The following is an 18,990-nucleotide window of genomic DNA, read 5'->3' as shown; positions in this document are numbered from 1 at the left end:
ACAGCGGGGCTGTCAGAAGGCCAGGACCGGAGTCGGCTCGGCCGGGGCCGGGCCGGTGGCGGGTGCCTCGGGGCCCTGGCGGGCGCTGCGCGCCAGGATCCAGGCGTTGACGGCCATCAGCAGGACGGACAGCGTGATGAAGGCGATCAGCGAGACCCAGATCGTGCCCGGCGACAGGTCGCTCAGCGCGTCCTCGGTCGTCAGCAGGCCGTTCACCATCCAGGGCTGGCGGCCCGCCTCCCTGAACACCCAGCCGGCGATCATGGAGACGAACGGCAGCGGGATCATCGCGATCAGCAGCAGGTGCCAGGCCCGCGCCCCCAGGACCATCCGGCGGAACGAGGCGAGCAGGACGCTCAGCGCCGACACGAGCAGCAGCACCGTGAAGACACCCAGCATGATCATGGCGCTGATCTGTGTCGGCGCGACGGGCGGGATGTAGTCCCCCGGACCGTGGGTGGCGACCATCTCGGCCTGCAACCGGGCGATCTCCGCCTCCCGCCCGCCGAAGACGGCGCGCTTCATCGGCTGGAGGGACGGGAACTGCACGCCGCCGAACGCGGCGTTGGCCAGCAGCGCGGGCAGCGTGGTGAACACGCCGATCCGCAGGGACCTGCGGAAGAACTCCTGCTCGGCCGTCCCGCGGCGCAGATGGTAGGCGCTCACCCCGGCGAGGAAGAACCCGGCGGTCACCAGGGCGCCGGAGAGGATGTGGGCGAACGCGAGGAGCGCGTCGGGGTTGGTGAGCACCGCCGCCGCGTCGGTGAGCCGCAGCGTCCCGTCCACGACCTCGGCACCGACCGGGTTCTGCAGGAAGCCGTTGGCGACGAGGACCCAGTACGCCGAGGCGTAGGCGGTGATCGCGACCACCCAGATCACGCCCAGGTGCGCCCAGCGGTTCAGCCGGTCCCAGCCGAAGATCCACAGGCCCAGGAAGGTGGACTCGATGAAGAAGGCGACGAGGGTCTCCATCGCCAGTGAGGCGCCGAACACGTTCCCCGCGAAGTGCGTCAGCCCGCTCCAGGCCATCCCGAGCTGGAACTCCATCACCAGCCCGGTGAGGATGCCCATCGCGTAGTTGATCACATACAGCCGTCCCCAGAACCGGGTCATCCGCATCTGCGTGTCGGAACGCGTCAGCGTCGCCCGGGTCTGCGTGACCGCCAGCACCGTGGCCAGGCCCAGGGTGAGGGCCACGAACAGGAAGTGTGCCCCCGAGGTCACGGCGAACTGCAGGCGGGCGAGATCGAGCGTCTCCATGCCGCTCATGCTTCCGGCGCGGTCACCGCCCGCGCGTCCCTCCCCGGGAGGCACCTGCCGTACTCCAGGAGTCGTGATCCCCGGCCGTGGCCGTACGCCTTCCAGTGCACCGGCCCGGGTTCGCACGCGAGGTTCGGCCACATCGGACCAGACGATCCCGACGAAGGGCGGCGGGGTCCGCCGGGCGGACCCGCGGGGTCAACGGGTCGCGGTGATCAGCTCGAAGGGGCCCGGCAGGACGGTGACGTCCCTGAAGCCGCTCTCTTCGAGCAGCCGCACGTAGTGCTCGATCTCGTAGAGGCGGCTGACGCAGCTGTCGATGCCCATGAGGAAGTACGACCAGAAGAACTGCCCGGCGAGCCGGTCGGGGGTCCTGAACTCCTCGCAGATCAGAATCCGCCCGTCGGGGACGAGGGCCGCGTGGGCCTTCCGTAGCAGCGCCCGTGCTGTGGAGACCGGCCAGTCGTGCAGGACGCGGACGAACGACAGCGCGTCGTACCCGTCGGGCAGGGGGCCGTCGAGGAAGTCTCCGGCGACGAATCCGAGCCGCCCGCCGAGACCGCTCTCCTTCCTCGTACGGCCCACCAGCGGTTCCGCCGAGGGAAGGTTGAACACGTCCACCTGGAGGGCGGGCGAGCGTGCCAGCAGGTGGGCGGCGAGGGTGCCGTCACCGCCGCCGACGTCGAGCAGCCGGAGCGCCCGCTCGCCCCACAGCCGCCCGGCGTGCGCGCGGAACGTCTCGATGACAGGGCCGAGACCCGCGGCCATGCTCTGCTCGAAGTCGGCCAGTCGCTCCTCGTCGCGCGGTGGCCAGTCGAAGGTGGCCGCGGGGATCGACATCTCGCCGCGCAGGACGTCGACGAGCCTGCCGTGGAGCAGGCGCCACGGATACCGGTCGCGGTCGCGCTCCAACGAGCCGGGACCGGCGACGGCCTCCGCCGCCTGCCTCAGGCCGGGGACCGCCCGGTAGCGGGCCAGGCCCAGGTCGTCGCCGCTCTGCTCCCGGTGGACGAAACCGAGGCTTTCCAGGCAGTCGAGCATCTTGTACAGCCGGCCGGGTACGACGCCGAGCCGCACGCTGAGATCGGACAGGGAGACGGTGTCCGTCCGGGTGTCCGTCCGAGTGCCGCTTCGGGTGCCGGTCTCGGCACCGGGTTCGAGGGCGTCGAGCAGGCCGAGGCGCAGCGCGGTCTCCACGACGTCCATCGCCTTCGTACCGTTGGCCAGGAGGCTCAGCAGAGCCCGTGGCGACAGGGGGGTGACGCTCATGCGGTGATCCGCTCCCGTTCCGTCTCGACGGCGTCCATGAAGGCGTCGACCTCGGCGATCGTGTTGTAGATGTGGGGCGCCACGCGCAGGGATCCGCGCCAGCTGCACACCATGCCCCGGTCGACCAGTGACCTGCTCACCCGCTCGTCCCCGTCGAATCGCAGGCAGACGACGCCGCCGCGCCGGTGTGGCTCCCTCGGGGTCACCACCTCGATTCCGGCCGCGTCCGCGCGTTCCAGCACCCGGCCGGTGCACGCCAGCGAGTGCCCGCGGATCGTCTCGACGCCGATGCCGGACAGGAGGTCGAGGCCGACCCTGGACATCATCGGTCCCAGCGGCACCGGTGTGCCGGAGGCCAGGCGGCGGGCGTCCCCGGCCAACACGACCGGTGAGCGGAAGGAGGTCGGGTCGGCGCCGGCCAGCCAGCCGGTCGCCGCGGGTCGCAGGTCGGCGATGAGGTCGGGGCGCACGTACAGGAACGCGGTGGCGGCGCCGCACATCCACTTGTGGGCGCCGCCCAGCACGAAGTCGACGCCCAGTTCGGTGACGTCCAGGGGAACCGTGCCGACGGTCTGGTAGGCGTCCACGATGACGTACGCGCCCACGCTGTGGGCCCTGGCGACGATCCGCCGCAGGTCCAGCAGCGCTCCGGTGGAATAGCTGCCGTGTGAGACGCACACGCACCGGGTGCGCTCGTCGATGGCGGCCTCCAGCGCGGCCTCGTCGAACCCGGGGCCCGAGCCCACGATCTCCAGCTCCGCTCCGTACCGGGCGAACCCCTGCCAGATGAGCGGCACCGTGGGGAATTCCAAGCCGGTGGTGACCACCTTGCTCCGCAGGCCGCCGAAGTCCAGGCAGGTGCCGATCCGGGCGAGCAGCGTGCTGAGGTTCACGTCGGTCACGACGGAACCCGGGGGTGCGCCGAGGAAGGCGGCGAGGGCGTCGGTGTAGGCCGACGTCTGTTCCAGCCAGTCGCCCCACACCTCGTCCCGCCACCTGGTCAGCGTCCGCCAGTAGCGGCGCAGCACCTCCTCCACCCCGCGAGGGACGGCGCCGGTGGAGTTGCTGTTGAGGTAGACGCAGGTGTCGAGCAGCGGGAACTCGGCGCGCAGCGACCTCATCATCCGGTCGTGGTCCGCGCCGCCCGTCCTGTCGATGAGGTTCAGGGCGCCGCCGCCGACGAGGGTCGCGGCGCTGTCGTCGGTGCGGGTCATCAGGAGCCCTTCTCCGCGTGCCTGGACTCTCCGGGCGCGTACCCGCCGTCGCGTTCCCAGGTGGCGGTCATCTCCTCGCGCACCTTCCACAGCTGCCGGAAGAGGGGCTGTGTCATGCGGCCGGTCAGCACCTGCGTCGGCACGCCGTCGAGCGCCGCGGTGCTCCGGCTGATGCCGATCGTCCTGCGGACGAGCATGAAGTGGGTGACCAGCCACATCTGGTAGCCCTCGTCCACGTCGAGGAGCAGCTCGAACGTGCGCTTCAGGTCACTGCGCCGGGCGTCCCGCGCCTCGTAGACATCCGTGGCCGAAACCCCGCGGCGGGCGGTCAGCCGGTCGAGCGCGTCCGATATGTACTGGGCCGCCACGCGCAGCCGGTTGTACCCCGGTGACTCCTGCCCGCTGCCGTTCCCGAGATGCCGCCGGATCGTCTGGTACGAGTCGGGCGTCAGCGTCTCCAGGACCCCCAGCTCGTCGTTGAGGCAGCGGACGATGCGCGCGATCCGGTCCAGCCGCGCCGAGGCGTCCCAGAGCGCGTCCAGGTCCAGGTCGCCGACCAGCTCCGTCATCTCGTGCGCCAGAAGTTTCAGCCACACCTCCTGCGCCTGGTGGACCATCTGGAACATCAGCTCGTCGGAGGAGGCGAGTTCGTCGGCGGCGGGTTGCAGGGAGAACAACTCCGAGGTCCGCACATACACCTCGTAGTCCAGCTTCCCCTCCCCGACGAAGGTTTTGAGGATCGGGTTGAAGATCGGCTCTGAAACCACCCTGCGCAGTTCTTTCATGACGGGTTCGTTGAGGTTGACGTGCATGCTTCTCCTCGTAGGCGTTGTCAGGCGGCCGCGGGTTCCCCCGGGACTCCCGCCGGACTCACAGAGCTGTGTGCCGGTCTTCCGGCGATTCACTTATGACATCGGAGCGTGTGACGGTCGGTGTGCCGCCCGGTGGTCACGGGGGGCGAGATGTCCTCGCCAGGTGGTCGATCGTCGTGTCGGGTCAACAGCCTTTTCCGACCTCACTTGTCCTCACATCCCCGGCAAGGGAAATGTGCGAGGAGAATTGATGATGGAAAGCGTTTTCGGCGTTCTTTGTACGGTTTTTGAAGCGTTATCCGATCCGGGTAGAGGTTCCTTTTTCCCTCTTGGGAGGGACTTGTGAATGACTTGGAAAGAGCCGCCGGGCAGTGTGAAACAAGACACCTTAAAATTGGTAATGAACTGTAGTAAAGGGCCGGTTCGGCAGCCGGGAGAAACGTGGCCGGGTCTCCTTCGCTCCGGCTCTCACGCCTTCCGGGTGACGCCGGCACTGACCAGGGCGTCCGTCGTGCGGCGGACTCGGCGCCGGCCCCGGCCTCCGTCGTACGGTGGTCTCACCATGACCGTGGCCTCCGCCGGGAGGCTTCGGCGTCGCCGGTGGTTCGATCGGGAACGCGGGCCGGGTTCCGCCCGGCACGGTCCGGTCAGGGGAGTTTGGTCCAGGGGCCCGGGGCGTGGTCGTCCTTGGGAATCCAGAGCGCGGGCTGGAGTTCCCGCAGTCGCGGGGCGCAACCGTCGTTCCAGGGGAAGCGGCCCGCGGCGTCGGGCCAGACGATCTCCATGAAGGGCAGCGGGGGCCCCTGGTAGAAGTGCAGCGCGGTGCCGAACAGCGACCGGTACCAGCTGGTGTCCACCGCCTTCGCGACGACCGGGTAGTTCCTGATCACGTCGTCCCGCTCCCGGCCCTCGACCAGGTGGTGCCCGGCGGCGATCCGGTCGGCCAGGGTGCTGAGGCAGTTGCCCATCACGTCCACCCGGAGACCGAGCATCACCACCTCGGGGGAGCGGAGCGTGTGCCACAGCCCGACGGTGAAGGCCCAGCCGGGACCGTCCTCGTCCTCCGGGATCATGACAATCGCCCACCCCCGGTCCCGGACGCTCCGCAGCGTCCTGAGATCGGCCTGGTCGAGCTCCACTTCCCGCTCGACGCAGAGCAGGCAGTGGCATACCGGCTGGTCAGACATATGCCGAGCGTAGTGCTCTGTACGGATACAAGCTGACAAGTCCCCTGGCACCGTCCGGCCCTCCTTCATGCCGCCGAACGGGTCCGGACCGGCCGGGTGGGCGCGGGTCTCACCGGGTTCGACAGCGGGGGCCGCAGAGACGATCTCGGCTCGCTTCGCCTGGGAGGCGCGGTTCGCCCGGGAGGCTCGGATCATCCGGGAGGCCGATGAGGATTCCAATCCGGTGCGCCGGCCGCCGGATGAGGGGTGAGCCTCTACCGAAACGTACACGCGCGCGATCCCCGGGTGCCGGAAAAGCATTCGACGTCCCCGATGTCGCGCTGAGATAGTGGTCGGCGCCGGATGTCCGAAAACCGGATGTCCGAAAGACGGGGCCCGGCGGTTCGCTCGTTTCCTGTCCCTCCCCGGCGCAGGTGCCGGTCGCGCGGGCAGGGCCCCAGCAGACGTGTCGATCAACAGTGGGTGAGTCATGATTCCGGTCGGTGAGAAGGAGATACGCGGATCCTTCGTCAACTGCTCCAAGGGGGAGGCACGCAGGATCAACCTGCCCAGGAGCCTGCCGGAGACCCCCTGGGCCGACCTTGACTTCCTGGGCTGGCTCGACCCCGGCGCGCCCGACCGCGGCTACCTGGTCGCCGAGCGGCACGGCGAGCTCGTCGGTGTCACCCTGCGCCTCAGCCGGGAGGTGCGCAGGAGCTATGCCAAGAGCACGGTCTGCTCGATCTGCGTGACACCGCACGCCGGCACCGGGATCTCCCTGTTCGTCGCGCCCAGGGTCGGCGCCGCGGGCCGCCAGGGCAACACGGTCGGCACCTACATGTGCGCCGACCTGGCCTGCTCCCTCTACGTGCGGGACATGAAGAAGACGGAGCTCGGCGTGCGGTTCGAGACGCTCAGCAACGAGGAGCGGATCATGCGAGTCGTCGTCAACCTGGAGAGCTTCCTGGACAAGGTCTTCGACGGCGACCTGAGCTCGGGCGCGGCCTGAGCCGTACCCGCCCGGAACCACAGCCGCCCGGAGCCGCGATCGCGGCTCCGGGCGGTCCTGTCACCAGGCGACCGGCAGGGACGTCAGGCCGTACACGACGCTGAAAGAGCGGAAGTGCGCCTCGGGCTCGACCACGCGCAGCTCGGGGAAGCGCCCGAGCAGTGCGGGGAAGGCGATGCGCATCTCCATCCGGGCCAGCGGTGCGCCCAGGCAGTGGTGCACGCCGTGGCCGAAGGCCAGGTGGCCGGGCGCGCCCCGGGTGATGTCCAGCGTCTCGGGGTCGGGCAGGAACCCGGCGTCGCGGTTGGCGGCGGGCAGCGCGCAGACCACCAGCTCGCCGGGCCCGATGACCTGGCCGGCGATCTCGACCTCCGTGGTGGTCACCTTGGCGGTGCCGGAGTGGACGATGCTGAGCCAGCGCAGCAGCTCTTCCACCGTCGCGTCGATGCGCTCGGGCTCCTTCCGCAGCAGCTCCAGCTGGTCGGGATGGCGGAGCAGGGCCAGGGTGCCCAGTCCGAGCATGTTGGAGGTGGTCTCGTGTCCGGCCAGCAGCAGCAGGGTGCCGATGCCGACGAGCTCGTGCACCGTCAGGTCGTCGCCGTGCTCGCGCACCAGCGTGCCGAGCAGTTCCTCCCCGGGGTCGACCCGGGCGCGGGCGACCAGTTCGCCGATGTAGGCGCGCGACTCCAGCTGCGCCGTCAGACGCTCCTCGAAGGGCGCCCCCACATCGAGCATCTTGCTGCTTGTGCGCTGGAAGTCCTCCCGGTCGGCGTACGGCACCCCCAGCAACTCGCAGATCACCAGTGAGGGGATCGGCAGCGCGAACGACGACACCAGGTCGGCCGGGGACCCGGCGCGTTCCATCGCGTCCAGGTGCTCCTCGACGATGCGGGTGATCCGCGGCTCCAGCCGGCGCATCCGGCGGATGGTGAACTCCGGCGTCAGCACCCGGCGCAGCCGGGTGTGCTCGGGAGGATCGAGGGCGAGCATGTTGCCCGCGCGCAGCGCCGCGATCTCCTCCTTGCTCATCTTCGTGTCGGACGGCACGAAGTCGATCCCCACGGCGTTGCTGAACCGTTCGGGGTCGCTCAGCACCGTCCGTACGTCCGCGTAGCGGGTCACCAACCAGGCATCGACGCCGAAGGGTGTGCCGGCGCGCCCGATCCCCTCCCCGTCCCGCAGCGCTCCCAGTTCCGGATCCGGGTCGAACCCTGCTCGCCGCATGTACAGCGGAGGCGTCGGAGTCTCGCTCATGTAGCTCCCTTGCTGACCGGCCGTCCTGACTGTTCCGAAAAAACGATAACCAGCCGTCGCCTCCCCGCAAGGGATCCCGGCGGGCGCGATATCGCCCACCGCGCTGACCTGCGCGCGCCTCGGAACCCCGGCGTTATGAGGGCGACACCGACGTTCCTGCCGGACCGACCGAAAAGACCAGCGGGCAGGCTGCCACCGGCATGGCGGAGCCGGCCGCGGTGACGATGCTCCGCGCACTCGTATTCGATCTAGCATGACGGTCTGGCCCCGGTACGGTGATCCGTTCGAGGGGCATCCACCTGTTCACGGCGTCCCGGGTGATGACCGCGGTCATCGCGCCGGCTCGGTGATGTGAGAGGGCGGCAGGACGATGGACACCAAGGGATGGGCGGTCAGCGTCCCCTCGGGGTATCGCGTCGGTGACTGGCGGGTCGGCAGGCCCGTCGCCACGGGGAGCTGGGCGAGCGTCTACCGGGGAACGCGAGACGGGAGAGAGGCGGCGCTGAAGTTCCTGCCCACCGGCACGCTCACCCGGCGGCAGTTGCGGCATCTGCGGGACATGACGGAGCGGGAGTTACGCCTGCACGACAGGCTCCGGCACCCCCGGCTGATCCGGCTGCGGGAGACGCTCGTCGTCGACGACGCCGGGAACTCCGAACTCGACGGCGCGTGCGTGCTGGTGATGGACCTGGCGGAACGGTCACTGGCCGATCTGATCGGGCAGGGGGCTCCGGTTCCCGGCGCGCCGAGGCTGATCGCCGAGATCTGCGAGGGGCTCGCGCACATGCACGCCGAGAGGTGGGTGCACGGAGACCTCAAACCCAACAACGTGCTCGTGATGGCCGACGGCTCGGTACGGCTCGCCGACTTCGGCCTGGCCACCGAGATGGACGGGACGCACGGCTACCTTCCCCCGATGGGCTCGGTGGACCACGTGCCTCCCGAGCGCTGGGGGGAGCCGCTGAGCGAGAAGGGGCACGCGGTGCGGGCCTCGGCCGACATCTGGGCGCTGGGCGTGACGGCGTGCCAGCTGCTCACCGGCCACCTTCCCTTCAGCGCCCCCACCGCTCGCGCGCGCTATGTGGCCGCCGTCGAGTACGCGGCGGGCGAGTCCCCCCTGTCGCTTCCGGTCTCGCTGCCCGAGGCCTGGCGCTCCTGGGTCAGCGACTGCCTGGACCCCAACCCGAGGTCCAGGCCCAGCGCGGTCCGCCAGCTCTACCGCGCGCGACTGCTGGCCGGCACCTTGAGGGGGGCGCCCCGGCGAACGGGCCGCCGGATGGCGAAGACCATGGCCTCGGCGGTTCTCGTGCTGGCGGGTGTCTCGGGGGCGGGGATGGTCGACTCGCGGGTGGCCGACCCGTTCGGGCGGTGGTTGCGCTCCGGCTCCGACATCCCCCGGGAGTATCGCGCGCTGATCGTCGAAGCCGGCACGATGTGCGCGGACCCAGGCCTGAGCCCGGCACTGGTCGCCGGAATGCTGAAGGCGGAGAGCAACTTCGACGCGAACCTGTTCGACGCGGCCAAGGACGAGTACGGCCTCGCGCGCTGGACGCCGTCGGTGCTCCAGTACTACCTGCCGTTCGACCGCCGGGGCACCGTCCTCACCCCGCCCCTCTCGCCCGAGGACACCATCCCCGCCGTCGGCCGCTACCTGTGCATGCGGTTGCCGCTGCTGGCCGGGGTGCCCGGAGACCCCGGGCTGCTGGGCGCGGTGGCGTTCCGCTCCTCCGACGACGTGGTCCGCCAGGAGGGCGGGATTCCCGCGCGCTTCCAGGCCCACGCCGACCTGGTACGGCGACACCGGGCCGCCTACGAGCCGTGATACACCCGTTGCATGGTCCCCGAGGGCGATGACCACTTCACGCTGGTCAACCCCGACGGCGAGGGTGGTCCACCGGGCCACCCTCCACAGGGGGTGATCAGCTGTTCAGCCGCTTCAGATGTTCCTCCCGCACCAGGTCGAAGCGGAGCGCCACGGAGACCAGCGCGGCGCGCTGCCAGTCGGCCTTGCGCGAGCCCGACGGCGGCTTGACGCGCAGTTTTGTACGCGCCAGATAGTCGATGTGGAAGTTGACCGCGGCCCGGGTCAGTTCCGCGCCGCCGGGAACGTCGCGCAGCCGCTCCAGGATCTCCGGCACCGTCGGGATGACTGGGGACGAGCCGTCGCGCAGCCGCGGCTCGCAGAGCGCGATCAGCACGAGAAAGTACTTCGCCGTCTCGTCCACGGGGAAACCGGAGACGGTCGGCTCGCCGACCGCCGCGCTCTCGGGCGCGTCGGGGTCGATGAAGCTGTGCTGCGAGGCGAAGACCAGGAAGGAGCAGGCGCCACCCGCCACCGGGAGCACCACGCGGGCGAACTCGAACGGCACGGGCGCCGCCACCCGCCGCGGAGCCACCTTGAGGAACTCCCCGCCGCCCTCCGGGTTCTCCACGACCAGGGTGGCGTCACGGCTGAGGTTGGTGAGCAGCCAGTAATCGTCCACGGCCCGGATGATCCCGGCCCGCCGGGAGATCCCCGGATGGTCCAGCGGGAAGTCGACCGGGGCGCTCTCCGTTCCGCGGCCGAAGGTGACCTCGCGACCCGGAGGAAGCTCGATGACGACCGCTCCGTCGTCGGGGGCCTCGGCCTGCAAGAGGATCGTCCGCATCTGTTCCGCCCCTTAGCACCCTGGAAGCTTCCAGGTTCCCAGAACATCAGCCTATGCCGAACGATGTCGCTGTCGGCGCTGAATGTCGGGGGACCAGAGCGCCGGCGAATTCCACTCGGCAGGGGGCCGGGAGGAACGACCTCACGGGGAGGCGGAAAGCATGTTCACTGTAGGTAAGCGGGCCGGGGCCGCGGCCGCGCTGGGAGCGGCGGTGCTGCTCATGACGTTCGCGGGAGCGCCGAGCGCCCACGCCGATCCGGTGCCGCCGGCGAATTCCTTGGTGATGTCCGACACACCTCCCGAAGGAGAGGTCGTTCCGCTGGGCGCGTCGTGCGGCGGCATCACCGACCCCTGCGGAATCGTCTACAACCGCACGGGCGCCACGCTGCAGCTCAGCCGGGATGCCAGCAGTCACTTCTACTGTGGTGCGAAGGGGCCCTACCGCGACCTTCCCAATGGGAAGAACTCCAACGCCTATGGCTCGCCGCACTGGCCCGACGTCGACTGCGTGCGGTCCCGCACCCATTGGATCGTCACCAACGGCCGGGTCTACCCGCCGGGTGAGTGGATCAGGATCTGGACCGCGAAGTGGTTCTACGGCGCCTGACGCCGGCCACATCATGAAACAGCGGCTGGTCAACGAGGGCGACCAGCCGCTGTTCGTCGTCGCCGCCCGCCGCCCCTGACCGGTGGTCTCAGGAGGCTCGTACCCTTTTTTCGAGGAAGCGGGTAACAACCGAGGGTCCCCGGCCACTTCCCGGTGTCAGAAGAACACATCCGGGACGAAGGGGGCGGGGCGGTGACGGACGACTCGCAGAGATTCACCGACATGTACGACGAGTGCCGGCAGCGCGTCTGGGCCTACGTGGTCAGCCGCGCGGGACGGCAGGTCGCGGACGAGGTGGTGAGCGAGACGTTCGCGATCGCCTGGCGACGGCTGGAGGACGTGCCGGAGCCGGCGCTGCCATGGCTCCTCGGGGTGGCCCGCAACGTGCTGCGCGACAACATCCGGGCGGAGATCCGGCGGGACGCGCTCAGCGCCGAGTTGCGGGCCTGGACCGAGGACGACGTCGCGGAGCAGGTCACCGAACGGCTCAGCGTGCTCAGGGCGCTGACCGGGCTGTCGGAGGACGATCGGGAGATCCTGATCCTGACCGCCTGGCAGGGGCTCTCCCCCCGCGACGCGGCCCAGGTCGTCGGCTGCTCTCCGACCACCTTCCGGGTGCGGCTGCACCGCGCTCGCCGGCGGCTCAAACAGCGGATGGACACCGCCGTGAGTCCCGAGCCCCGGATGAGGAACCTCAGCGAGGAGTGGTCATGAACCCCATCGATCAGCTGCGGGCCGCACGCCCCGCGCACCTGGACGACACCCCGGTCGACCCGCGCACCAGGGCCGCCGAGCTCTCCCGTGCCATGGCACGGCCCCGGCCGGCCCCGGCCAGGCGCAGGATCGTACGCCCGGTGTGGGGTCTCGGCCTCGCCGGAGCCGCCGCGGCCGTGACCGCGGTCGCCGTCACGATCTCCGCGACCGGCGGTACGGCGCCGCGCGCGCCCTCCGCCCAGGTGATCTCGAGCCCGGCGACCACCACCCCGCGCATCGAGCTCTCCGGGCGATCCATCCTGCTCGCCGCCGCCCACGGGGCGGCCCGCCAGCCGGATGTGACCGGTGCCTACTGGCACACCGTGTCGGTGAGCCGGAACCTGTTCGAGGCGGCCGACGGGGACTACACCGTCGTGGACCGGCAGCGGAACGAGGTATGGACCCCGTCGGCGACCGGCGGGGAGCAGTGGAGCCGGACGAGCTCCCTCGGCGCGGAACCCGCGGGTCCGGACGACAGGGCGGCCTGGGAGCGGGCCGGTTCCCCGGCCGAGATCCAGGTCAGGTCCCCCAAGGCGGGCGACGATCCGAAATTCGGCGATCTCACCCTGTCGACCGAGCCGGGAGCGGCGCAGGACGGCCACGCCCCCCTCGCCGACGGGGACAAGGTGTTCTGGCTGGGCCGCAACGTCACCATGAAGGACCTGCGCGGCCTACCGAAGGATCCGGACAGGCTCAAGGCGTGGCTGCTGCGCTCGTACGGGGGGCACGACACCGAGTCGGACGCCCCGATGTCGTCGGACGCCTGGCTGTTCGCCGTCACGGTCGGGCTGATCACCGACATGCCGGTCACCCCGCAGGTGCGCGGTGCCGCCTTCCGGATGCTCGCCGACCTGGAGAGCATCGAGGTCGTCCGTGACGTCGTCGACGCGGAGGGCCGTACCGGCAGCGCCGTCGCCATCGAGGAACGGGCCAGGGCGAAGGCGGACGCCAAGGGCGGCGAGGGGATCCTGCGGAACCGCCTGATCTTCGACGAGGCGACCGGGCGGGCACTGGCCAGGGACAGCGTCGTGGTACGGCCGGGCGGCCTGCAGGCCGGATTCGCGCCGGGCACCGTGTGGAACTCCGAGACCGTCCTCGAAGCCGGCTGGACCGACGAGAAACCCGCCTCCTGACTCCCGGAGGACTCGCCGCACGCCCGGGGCGTACGGCGAGTCCTCCGGGCGAGGCGCCGGACCTCCCCGGCCGCTCGGAGAGCGGTACGGATTCGGCGCTCCGCTCTGCCGGCGGCCCGGCGCGCCGCGCGCGGTGGCAGGCTGAACCGTGTTCGACGTGGATCCGAGCGGGCGGGAGCCGGGATGGGTACGGAGGAACGGATCGAACGGGCCGGGTTGCTCCACGAGCGCGCGGTCTTCGGCGGCGAGGCCGACGCGCTGGTGATGGCCGAGCGGGAACTGGACGCGGTCGAGGCCGATCTGGCTCTGGCCCGTGGCAAGGTGGCGCAAGCGCGTTCCCTCGCGGAGGGAGACGAGGACCCGCAAGGGCTACCGCTCTTGGAGCGCGCGGCACGGCTCTACCGGACGCTCGGCGACTCGCGCGGCGAGGGCGAGGCGCTGCTCTGGACCGCCCTCTTCCACCAGGTGGTCCGCCGCGACAACGACACCGCGGTGCCGATTCTTGAACGCTCGTACGAGCTGGCGACGCGGATCGGCGACAGGATGACGATGTCCTACGCGCTCCGGCACCTGGGCGTCGCCGAACACACCGCGGGCCGGTTGGAGGTGGCGCGGGAGCGCCTGGAGGAGTCGGTACGGCTCCGCCGGGAGCTCGGCTTCCTGCCCGGTGTCGCCGCGAATCTGGTCGGGCTGTGCTACATCGCCCTCGCGCAGGGCCGCCGCGACGACGCGCTCGCCCTGGTCGAGGAGGCGGGCGCGCTCGCCGAGGCGAGTGGCGCGAAGGCCATCCTGCGCCAGGCCGAGGAGGCACGCGGGCAACTGTAGGTCGCCTCGCCGGGGCCTGGGCATCGCCCGGTGCCGCTCCGGGACCGGCTGACCACAGGCGGTCTTGGGTTCCGGCGATCCCAAGACCGCATAACCTCCCATCGCCTCACATTCCCAGCGGTTGTTTCGTCGGACTACTGAGACACCATCCAGCACGCAGGAAGGCTCAGCGACCCCGGGCCCGTATGCGGATCGCCGTCGAGAACTCGCGTCGGAACGCGTGATCGGCCGCTTCGTGATGAAGGACCAACCCCACCGGGTCGCAAGCCTCAAACCCGCGCTGAGATCGAGAAGGGAAAACCTCACCATGTCCATGTCCACGACGACCGAGCAGGACAACCTCCGGTCGCGTCTGCCCGACCCCGGCCAGTTCTTCCCCGAGGTGGCGACAATCGCCGGAGCCATGTCCGAGGTCACCCAGAACGGTGCGATTCCGCAGACCACCATCAGCCTGGTGCAGTTGCGCGCCGGGCAGATCGTCGGCAGCACCTACCACACTGTCCGGCAAACCGGCCTCCTGCGCGAGGCCGGGGAGACAGAGGAGCGCATCACCGCCGTGGCGTCATGGCAGGACGCCCCCTACTTCACCGCCGCCGAACGGGTCGCACTGGAGCTCGTGGAGGCCGTCCTCACCCCGAACCCGTCCGGGGAGCGCGTCTCCGACGAGCTGTACACCAAGGCATCCGCCCACTATGACGAGAAGGCGCTTTGGACGCTCACCATCGCGATCGGCCAAATCTGCTTCTTCGTCCCCGTCGCTCTCATCGGCAAGCCGATCCCCGGTGAGGCCCTCGGGAAGAATTACCGCAGGTAACGCGGCAGGCTCAGGGTGAGGACACGGCGACCGTGCCTCACCTTGAGCACGGCCGGCTCTGTGTGAGATCCCAAGTGGCCAACCCGCACCAGGTCCGGCCGCCTCCACGTTCGGACCCTCGTTGATCTCCTGGTTACTTGTGGGCCGGTGACACCGGCCCGAGCGGTGGCCGTGTTCGCCAGATATATTCGCTATATTTAGTAAATGATGAATATGTCATCGACGCTCTCGCTGCGGGGATGTGCCCTGCACTACACCGACAGCGGTGGCGACGGTGTGCCGCTGGTGTTCTCGCACGGAGCCGGGGCCGATCACGCGATGTTCGACGCCCAGAGCGAGCGGCTGCGCGCCCGGGGATACCGGGTCGTCACCTGGGACATGCGCGGCCACGGCCGCTCCCGCCCGGCCGGCGTTCCGTTCACCGCCGAGCAGGCGATCGCGGACCTGTGCGCGCTCGTCAAGCACCTCGAACTCGACCGGCCGGTGCTCGTGGGACAGTCCCTCGGCGGCAACCTCGGCCAGGCGATCGTCCGGCGCTGTCCGGACCTCGCCCGGGCACTGATCGTCATCGGCTCGACGTGGAACACCGGACCGCTGTCCCGGACGGAGCGCCTGCTGCTGAAGCTGGCCGCGCCGAGCCTGGCGATGATTCCGGCCGGGCGCCTTCCCGGTGTGATGGCCGATGCCTCCGCGGTGACGGAAAGCGCGCGGGCGGATGTGCGGCGGGCGTTCTCCCTGCTGTCGAAGCGGGAGTTCGTCCAGGTGTGGCGGGCGGCCGTCGAGCTCCTCGACGCCGACCCCGGCTACCGTACGCCGGTGCCACTGTGCCTGATCCGCGGCGAGCGAGACCGCACCGGCAACATCGCCTCGGCCATGCCCAGGTGGGCCGCGGCGGAAGGCGTCCAGGAGGTGGTCATCCCCGGCGCGGGACACATCGCCAACCAGGACGACCCGCACGCGGTGAACGCGGCGATCGAGGCGTTCCTGGATACGATCTCGGAGTGGGCACAGCGGTGAGTGAGAGCAGGCGTAGCGCGTTCATCACCTCGGTGGGCGACCTGCTGGCCTCATGGAACCTCCCGCACGCGACCGGCCGGGTCTACGGGCTGCTGCTGATGACCGAGGAGCCGATCTCTCTCGACGCGATCGCCGCCGAACTCGACCTGAGCAAGGGCGCGGTGAGCACCGCGGTGCGGCAGCTGAACTCCTGGGGACTCGCCAAGGTGATCCCGCAGCCCGGCAGCCGCAGGCTCCTGGTGGAGGCCACCGGAGGGATCGAGTCACTGCTGGAGGCCAGCCACGCGCGGGCCAGAACCCTGATCGCCGCCCTGCGCGACGGCGAGGCCCTGCTGAGTCCGGGCCCCGCACAGGAGCGGCTCCAGGACGTGATCGGGCTGTTCGCCGGCTATGTCGACGTCGGCAGCCAGTTGCTCGAAAGACACCGCCGCTAGCGCCACAGGAGCGGTGGCGAGCACGCCGGGGCCCTTTCCTGCGGGCGCCGGAACCCATCACCGCCCGCCATCCGCCACCCGCTGGCCGAGCAGGCCCGCCGCTACCCCGGCTTCGCCGCCTACCAGCGCAAAACCTCACGGATCACCCCCGTCATCGCCCTCACTCCCACCGTGTGACGATTCGGGCGGCCTGGGCGTAGCCTGCTCGGGCGGCGGGGGCGCGGCGGGCCGGATCCAGCATGCCGCCCAGGCCTTTGCCGACGGCCTGCTTCCACGCCTCCGGCTCAGGAGTGATCAGAATCACCTCGGCTCCGGGGTCCAGCTCGGCGATCTGGTGCGAAACGCCTTTCATGATGCCGCCGCCGCGGGTCACGGGCGCGAGCACGACGACGTGATCGTAGCCGGTGGCCAGGTCGACGTTGCCTGGCGACCATATGCCGCCATCGATGTAGCGCCGGCCGCCGACGGTGGCCGGCGGGCGGGTGCCAGGTCCCGCTGTGCTGGCCGCGACGCAGTCCACCAGATCCGCCCCGCTCCCGGCGTCGAAGACGACCCGCTCACCGGTCTCGGCGTCCACCGCGGTGATCATCAGTGGCCGGTCCGGCCACGTGGCTGCCTCGCCGAGCCAGCCGGCGATCTCCGCCCGGCGTTCGGCCTCCGGCACGGTCCTGGCGGCCAGGGCGATCCTGCCCATTCGGGCGCCGAACTCGGCCGTGGTCCTCGATCGGCTCAACGTCCAGATCAGGCGTACCAGGCCGAGCGGCGATGTCCTGGCGGCTCGCTCACCGCCGGGTGGTGCGAGCTGCCTGCCGTACAGGTGCTCAAGGTCGACGCCGGCGGTGAGTTGGGCGCCCACCACGGCCCCGGCGGACGTGCCGACCACCAGATCGGCCTCGCTCAGGTCGATGCCGTGCGCGGCCAGGCCGGCCAGGACGCCGATCTCCCACGCGATGCCGACGATCCCGCCGCTGCCCAGTACCAGTGCTCTACTCGCCATCTCTGTATCCAATTCAGCTCTGACCGGCCGTACGGTCGGCGAAGCCAAGAATGCGGTCGGTGACCAGTTCGGGTGCCTCAAGCGGGATCCCGTGGCCGATGCCGGGCACGATCTCGGCATGCTCCAGGGGCAGGAGCCGCCGGGCGCGGGCGAGCGCCTGGTCGGGCCGGAACAGCTTGGTGCGCCGCGCGAGGATGAGCTGCGTCGGCACGGTGACGCGATGAAGTTCGTCGTCGGTGAACCGTCGTGCGGGGCTGCGGTGCGGGCGGAAGGCGTGGACGCCGAGGAGGACGGGATTCATGATCTCGGGGCGCTCGACCAGGGAGTGCTCGGCCAGCAGGCGGGCCAGCAAGGGCTTCCAGGAGGTGGGCAGCCGTATCGCGAGCACGGTCGCGAACAGGCTGAGCATGAACCGCACGGGCACCTTCTCCAGGCCGCCGGGGTCGAGCAAGGTGACGGAGGCGAGCCGTTCGGGCCGGTGGACGGCCTGGTTGAGCACGAGCCAGCCGCCGTAGGACAGTCCGGCCAGGTGCACACGGGTCAGCCCAAGACCGGCGAGAACCTCCGACAGCCAGGCGGCGGCGTCATCCGAGCCGGTCACGGGCCTGCGCTGCCGGCTGCCGCCGGGGTCGTCGATCGTGTCGATCGCGTAGACCGGGTGGTGCCGTCCGAGCCCGGTGATCTGGTGATACCAGGTGGAGGCGTTGGCGCCGTGTCCGTGGACCAGCACGATCGGCTCTCCGGTCGCCACTCCGTGGCGGTAGATCCTGGTGGTTCCGAAATCGGTCTCCACGTCGATCGTGTCGTGGGGCGGCCACAACGTCATCGCCGTGGCGTAAGCGGCCCGGAACTCCCGTTCGATCGTCTCGTCGATGAAGTGCCCCACGCGGGCGCGGGTGCCACCGTCCATGGGGTCCGCCTCCCTGTCAAATTGGTACGCTTGTATAGGGTACAGTTGTACCAATCTGTAGAGGGCATGTCCAGGAGAAATCTCATGACCCGTTCCGCCAACCGTGAGAACCGGCGCCGCGACATCGCCGAAGCACTCCTGCGGGTGGTGGGCACCCGCGGGCTGCACGCTGTCACGATGCGTGCCGTCGCCGCCGAGGCAGGCGTCTCACTGCACCTGGTGCAGCACTACTTCGAGACCAAGGAACAGCTCATGCTGTTCGCGCTGCGGCAACTCGCGGAGCAGATGGCGGAGCGGCTGCAGGCGAAACTGGCCGGGACGCGGCGTCCACGCGAGGTGCTGGAGGCCATCCTCGCCGAGGCGCTTCCGACCGACGAGCGCAGCCGGATCTTCCACCTCGCCTACACCTCCTACGCGGTGCTCGCCGTCACCGACAAGGAACTGGCCGCGCACTCCTTCCTGGCCGCGCCGGACGCGATGGAGGCATTCGTGGCCGGGCAGCTCATCCAGGCGCAGAACGACGGTGACATGGCAGCGGACCTCGACCCCCGCACCGAGGCGATCGCGCTGCTGGCCATGTCGGGCGGGCTGGGCATCGCGGTGCTGGCCGGGCAGCGCAGCGTCGAGAGTGCCCTGGCGGTACTGCGCACGCAACTGGCGCGTCTTGTCCCCGCCCAGACCGGGCAGGGCATCAAGTCCAGGAGAACCCCTGACATGTGAAGTCGTCCGGTGTCTGCTTGTTCGCGGCGGCGCGTCCTGTCGCTCTGTCCGGAATCCTTGGGGCACCTCACCTGCCCGTGCCGCCGGTGGGGGGGGGCGGGGGGCCCCGGGCGGGGGCCCCCCCCACCCCCCCCCCGCGGGGGGGGGT

19 protein-coding genes are annotated in these 18,990 nt (G+C 70.4%); 10 read left to right on the top strand and 9 right to left on the bottom strand.

Annotated features, from left to right (window positions below; all coding sequences use genetic code 11):
• Window positions 1-12: 12 nt before the first annotated feature.
• From ABT130_RS12180 to ABT130_RS12160, 5 genes are all read right to left on the bottom strand, one after another.
• The gene (locus tag ABT130_RS12180) at window positions 13-1,260 is read right to left on the bottom strand and encodes a cytochrome ubiquinol oxidase subunit I (protein ID WP_350955134.1); all 1,248 of its coding nucleotides are present in this window, start codon (window positions 1,258-1,260) and stop codon (window positions 13-15) included.
• A gap of 198 nt (window positions 1,261-1,458) precedes the next feature.
• On the bottom strand, window positions 1,459-2,529 hold the full coding sequence (locus ABT130_RS12175; RefSeq protein WP_350955132.1) for a methyltransferase: 1,071 nt from the start codon (window positions 2,527-2,529) through the stop codon (window positions 1,459-1,461).
• A complete protein-coding gene (locus tag ABT130_RS12170) occupies window positions 2,526-3,743 on the bottom strand; it encodes an aminotransferase class V-fold PLP-dependent enzyme (RefSeq protein ID WP_350955130.1) in 1,218 nt (405 codons plus the stop codon). Before ABT130_RS12170 ends, ABT130_RS12175 begins: the two co-directional genes overlap by 4 nt.
• On the bottom strand, window positions 3,743-4,555 hold the full coding sequence (locus ABT130_RS12165; RefSeq protein ID WP_350955128.1) for a tryptophan 2,3-dioxygenase family protein: 813 nt from the start codon (window positions 4,553-4,555) through the stop codon (window positions 3,743-3,745). Before ABT130_RS12165 ends, ABT130_RS12170 begins: the two co-directional genes overlap by 1 nt.
• Before the next feature lie 647 nt (window positions 4,556-5,202).
• The gene (locus tag ABT130_RS12160) at window positions 5,203-5,742 is read right to left on the bottom strand and encodes a DUF4262 domain-containing protein (protein WP_350955126.1); all 540 of its coding nucleotides are present in this window, start codon (window positions 5,740-5,742) and stop codon (window positions 5,203-5,205) included.
• A gap of 469 nt (window positions 5,743-6,211) precedes the next feature.
• Here ABT130_RS12160 and ABT130_RS12155 point away from each other — a divergent pair, with 469 nt between their 5' ends.
• Complete coding sequence (locus ABT130_RS12155; protein WP_350915823.1) at window positions 6,212-6,730, top strand: FBP domain-containing protein; 519 nt, start codon at window positions 6,212-6,214, stop codon at window positions 6,728-6,730.
• Between the two features lie 60 nt (window positions 6,731-6,790).
• On the opposite strand, the gene ABT130_RS12150 is transcribed toward ABT130_RS12155, so the two are convergent.
• Window positions 6,791-7,984 carry a cytochrome P450 gene (locus ABT130_RS12150; protein ID WP_350955123.1) on the bottom strand — a complete coding sequence of 398 codons (1,194 nt, stop codon included), beginning with the start codon at window positions 7,982-7,984 and terminating at the stop codon, window positions 6,791-6,793.
• 370 nt (window positions 7,985-8,354) lie between these two features.
• On the opposite strand from ABT130_RS12150, the gene ABT130_RS12145 reads away from it, so the two are divergent.
• Complete coding sequence (locus tag ABT130_RS12145; RefSeq protein WP_350955121.1) at window positions 8,355-9,806, top strand: serine/threonine-protein kinase; 1,452 nt, start codon at window positions 8,355-8,357, stop codon at window positions 9,804-9,806.
• Window positions 9,807-9,903: 97 nt separating this feature from the next.
• On the opposite strand, the gene ABT130_RS12140 is transcribed toward ABT130_RS12145, so the two are convergent.
• On the bottom strand, window positions 9,904-10,632 hold the full coding sequence (locus tag ABT130_RS12140; protein WP_350955118.1) for an FHA domain-containing protein: 729 nt from the start codon (window positions 10,630-10,632) through the stop codon (window positions 9,904-9,906).
• 160 nt (window positions 10,633-10,792) lie between these two features.
• Here ABT130_RS12140 and ABT130_RS12135 point away from each other — a divergent pair, with 160 nt between their 5' ends.
• The 7 genes from ABT130_RS12135 (at window position 10,793) to ABT130_RS12105 (ending at window position 16,215) form a co-directional block, all read left to right on the top strand.
• A complete protein-coding gene (locus ABT130_RS12135; protein ID WP_350955115.1) occupies window positions 10,793-11,239 on the top strand; it encodes a hypothetical protein in 447 nt (148 codons plus the stop codon).
• A gap of 192 nt (window positions 11,240-11,431) precedes the next feature.
• The gene (locus ABT130_RS12130) at window positions 11,432-11,953 is read left to right on the top strand and encodes an RNA polymerase sigma factor (RefSeq protein ID WP_350955113.1); all 522 of its coding nucleotides are present in this window, start codon (window positions 11,432-11,434) and stop codon (window positions 11,951-11,953) included.
• Window positions 11,950-13,125 carry a CU044_5270 family protein gene (locus ABT130_RS12125; protein WP_350955110.1) on the top strand — a complete coding sequence of 392 codons (1,176 nt, stop codon included), beginning with the start codon at window positions 11,950-11,952 and terminating at the stop codon, window positions 13,123-13,125. The genes ABT130_RS12130 and ABT130_RS12125 overlap by 4 nt, the downstream gene beginning before the upstream one ends.
• A 183-nt stretch (window positions 13,126-13,308) precedes the next feature.
• On the top strand, window positions 13,309-13,950 hold the full coding sequence (locus tag ABT130_RS12120; protein ID WP_350955107.1) for a tetratricopeptide repeat protein: 642 nt from the start codon (window positions 13,309-13,311) through the stop codon (window positions 13,948-13,950).
• A gap of 307 nt (window positions 13,951-14,257) precedes the next feature.
• Window positions 14,258-14,764 (top strand): carboxymuconolactone decarboxylase family protein, encoded by a 507-nt coding sequence (locus ABT130_RS12115; RefSeq protein WP_350955104.1) that lies wholly within the window; start codon window positions 14,258-14,260, stop codon window positions 14,762-14,764.
• 204 nt (window positions 14,765-14,968) lie between these two features.
• The gene (locus tag ABT130_RS12110; protein WP_350955101.1) at window positions 14,969-15,781 is read left to right on the top strand and encodes an alpha/beta fold hydrolase; all 813 of its coding nucleotides are present in this window, start codon (window positions 14,969-14,971) and stop codon (window positions 15,779-15,781) included.
• A complete protein-coding gene (locus tag ABT130_RS12105; protein WP_350955098.1) occupies window positions 15,766-16,215 on the top strand; it encodes a GbsR/MarR family transcriptional regulator in 450 nt (149 codons plus the stop codon). The genes ABT130_RS12110 and ABT130_RS12105 overlap by 16 nt, the downstream gene beginning before the upstream one ends.
• 160 nt (window positions 16,216-16,375) lie before the next feature.
• Here ABT130_RS12105 and ABT130_RS12100 read toward each other — a convergent pair whose 3' ends face one another.
• Both ABT130_RS12100 and ABT130_RS12095 read right to left on the bottom strand, forming a co-directional pair.
• On the bottom strand, window positions 16,376-17,212 hold the full coding sequence (locus tag ABT130_RS12100) for a patatin-like phospholipase family protein (RefSeq protein WP_350955096.1): 837 nt from the start codon (window positions 17,210-17,212) through the stop codon (window positions 16,376-16,378).
• Window positions 17,213-17,225: 13 nt separating this feature from the next.
• On the bottom strand, window positions 17,226-18,122 hold the full coding sequence (locus ABT130_RS12095; RefSeq protein ID WP_350955094.1) for an alpha/beta fold hydrolase: 897 nt from the start codon (window positions 18,120-18,122) through the stop codon (window positions 17,226-17,228).
• An 84-nt stretch (window positions 18,123-18,206) separates the two neighbouring features.
• Between ABT130_RS12095 and ABT130_RS12090 the strand changes: the two genes are divergently transcribed.
• Window positions 18,207-18,842: a TetR/AcrR family transcriptional regulator gene (locus ABT130_RS12090; RefSeq protein WP_350955092.1), complete on the top strand. Its 636-nt coding sequence runs from the start codon at window positions 18,207-18,209 to the stop codon at window positions 18,840-18,842.
• Window positions 18,843-18,990 lie beyond the last annotated feature (148 nt).

This window comes from Streptosporangium sp. NPDC001681 (genome assembly GCF_040298085.1).
GTDB lineage: Bacteria > Actinomycetota > Actinomycetes > Streptosporangiales > Streptosporangiaceae > Streptosporangium.
Note: the sequence above shows the minus strand (reverse complement) of the source record. Positions and strands in the feature narration are given on the sequence as shown.

What these genes read in the sequence shown, in the direction of transcription:
- ABT130_RS12115 (WP_350955104.1), top strand. Translation starts at nt 14,258, where the DNA reads ATGTCCATGTCCACGACGACCGAGCAGGACAACCTCCGGTCGCGTCTG.
- ABT130_RS12100 (WP_350955096.1), bottom strand. Translation starts at nt 17,212, where the DNA reads ATGGCGAGTAGAGCACTGGTACTGGGCAGCGGCGGGATCGTCGGCATC.
- ABT130_RS12175 (WP_350955132.1), bottom strand. Translation starts at nt 2,529, where the DNA reads ATGAGCGTCACCCCCCTGTCGCCACGGGCTCTGCTGAGCCTCCTGGCC.
- ABT130_RS12090 (WP_350955092.1), top strand. Translation starts at nt 18,207, where the DNA reads ATGACCCGTTCCGCCAACCGTGAGAACCGGCGCCGCGACATCGCCGAA.
- ABT130_RS12110 (WP_350955101.1), top strand. Translation starts at nt 14,969, where the DNA reads ATGATGAATATGTCATCGACGCTCTCGCTGCGGGGATGTGCCCTGCAC.
- ABT130_RS12140 (WP_350955118.1), bottom strand. Translation starts at nt 10,632, where the DNA reads ATGCGGACGATCCTCTTGCAGGCCGAGGCCCCCGACGACGGAGCGGTC.
- ABT130_RS12150 (WP_350955123.1), bottom strand. Translation starts at nt 7,984, where the DNA reads ATGAGCGAGACTCCGACGCCTCCGCTGTACATGCGGCGAGCAGGGTTC.
- ABT130_RS12155 (WP_350915823.1), top strand. Translation starts at nt 6,212, where the DNA reads ATGATTCCGGTCGGTGAGAAGGAGATACGCGGATCCTTCGTCAACTGC.
- ABT130_RS12160 (WP_350955126.1), bottom strand. Translation starts at nt 5,742, where the DNA reads ATGTCTGACCAGCCGGTATGCCACTGCCTGCTCTGCGTCGAGCGGGAA.
- ABT130_RS12125 (WP_350955110.1), top strand. Translation starts at nt 11,950, where the DNA reads ATGAACCCCATCGATCAGCTGCGGGCCGCACGCCCCGCGCACCTGGAC.
- ABT130_RS12095 (WP_350955094.1), bottom strand. Translation starts at nt 18,122, where the DNA reads ATGGACGGTGGCACCCGCGCCCGCGTGGGGCACTTCATCGACGAGACG.
- ABT130_RS12165 (WP_350955128.1), bottom strand. Translation starts at nt 4,555, where the DNA reads ATGCACGTCAACCTCAACGAACCCGTCATGAAAGAACTGCGCAGGGTG.
- ABT130_RS12180 (WP_350955134.1), bottom strand. Translation starts at nt 1,260, where the DNA reads ATGGAGACGCTCGATCTCGCCCGCCTGCAGTTCGCCGTGACCTCGGGG.
- ABT130_RS12145 (WP_350955121.1), top strand. Translation starts at nt 8,355, where the DNA reads ATGGACACCAAGGGATGGGCGGTCAGCGTCCCCTCGGGGTATCGCGTC.
- ABT130_RS12135 (WP_350955115.1), top strand. Translation starts at nt 10,793, where the DNA reads ATGTTCACTGTAGGTAAGCGGGCCGGGGCCGCGGCCGCGCTGGGAGCG.
- ABT130_RS12120 (WP_350955107.1), top strand. Translation starts at nt 13,309, where the DNA reads ATGGGTACGGAGGAACGGATCGAACGGGCCGGGTTGCTCCACGAGCGC.
- ABT130_RS12170 (WP_350955130.1), bottom strand. Translation starts at nt 3,743, where the DNA reads ATGACCCGCACCGACGACAGCGCCGCGACCCTCGTCGGCGGCGGCGCC.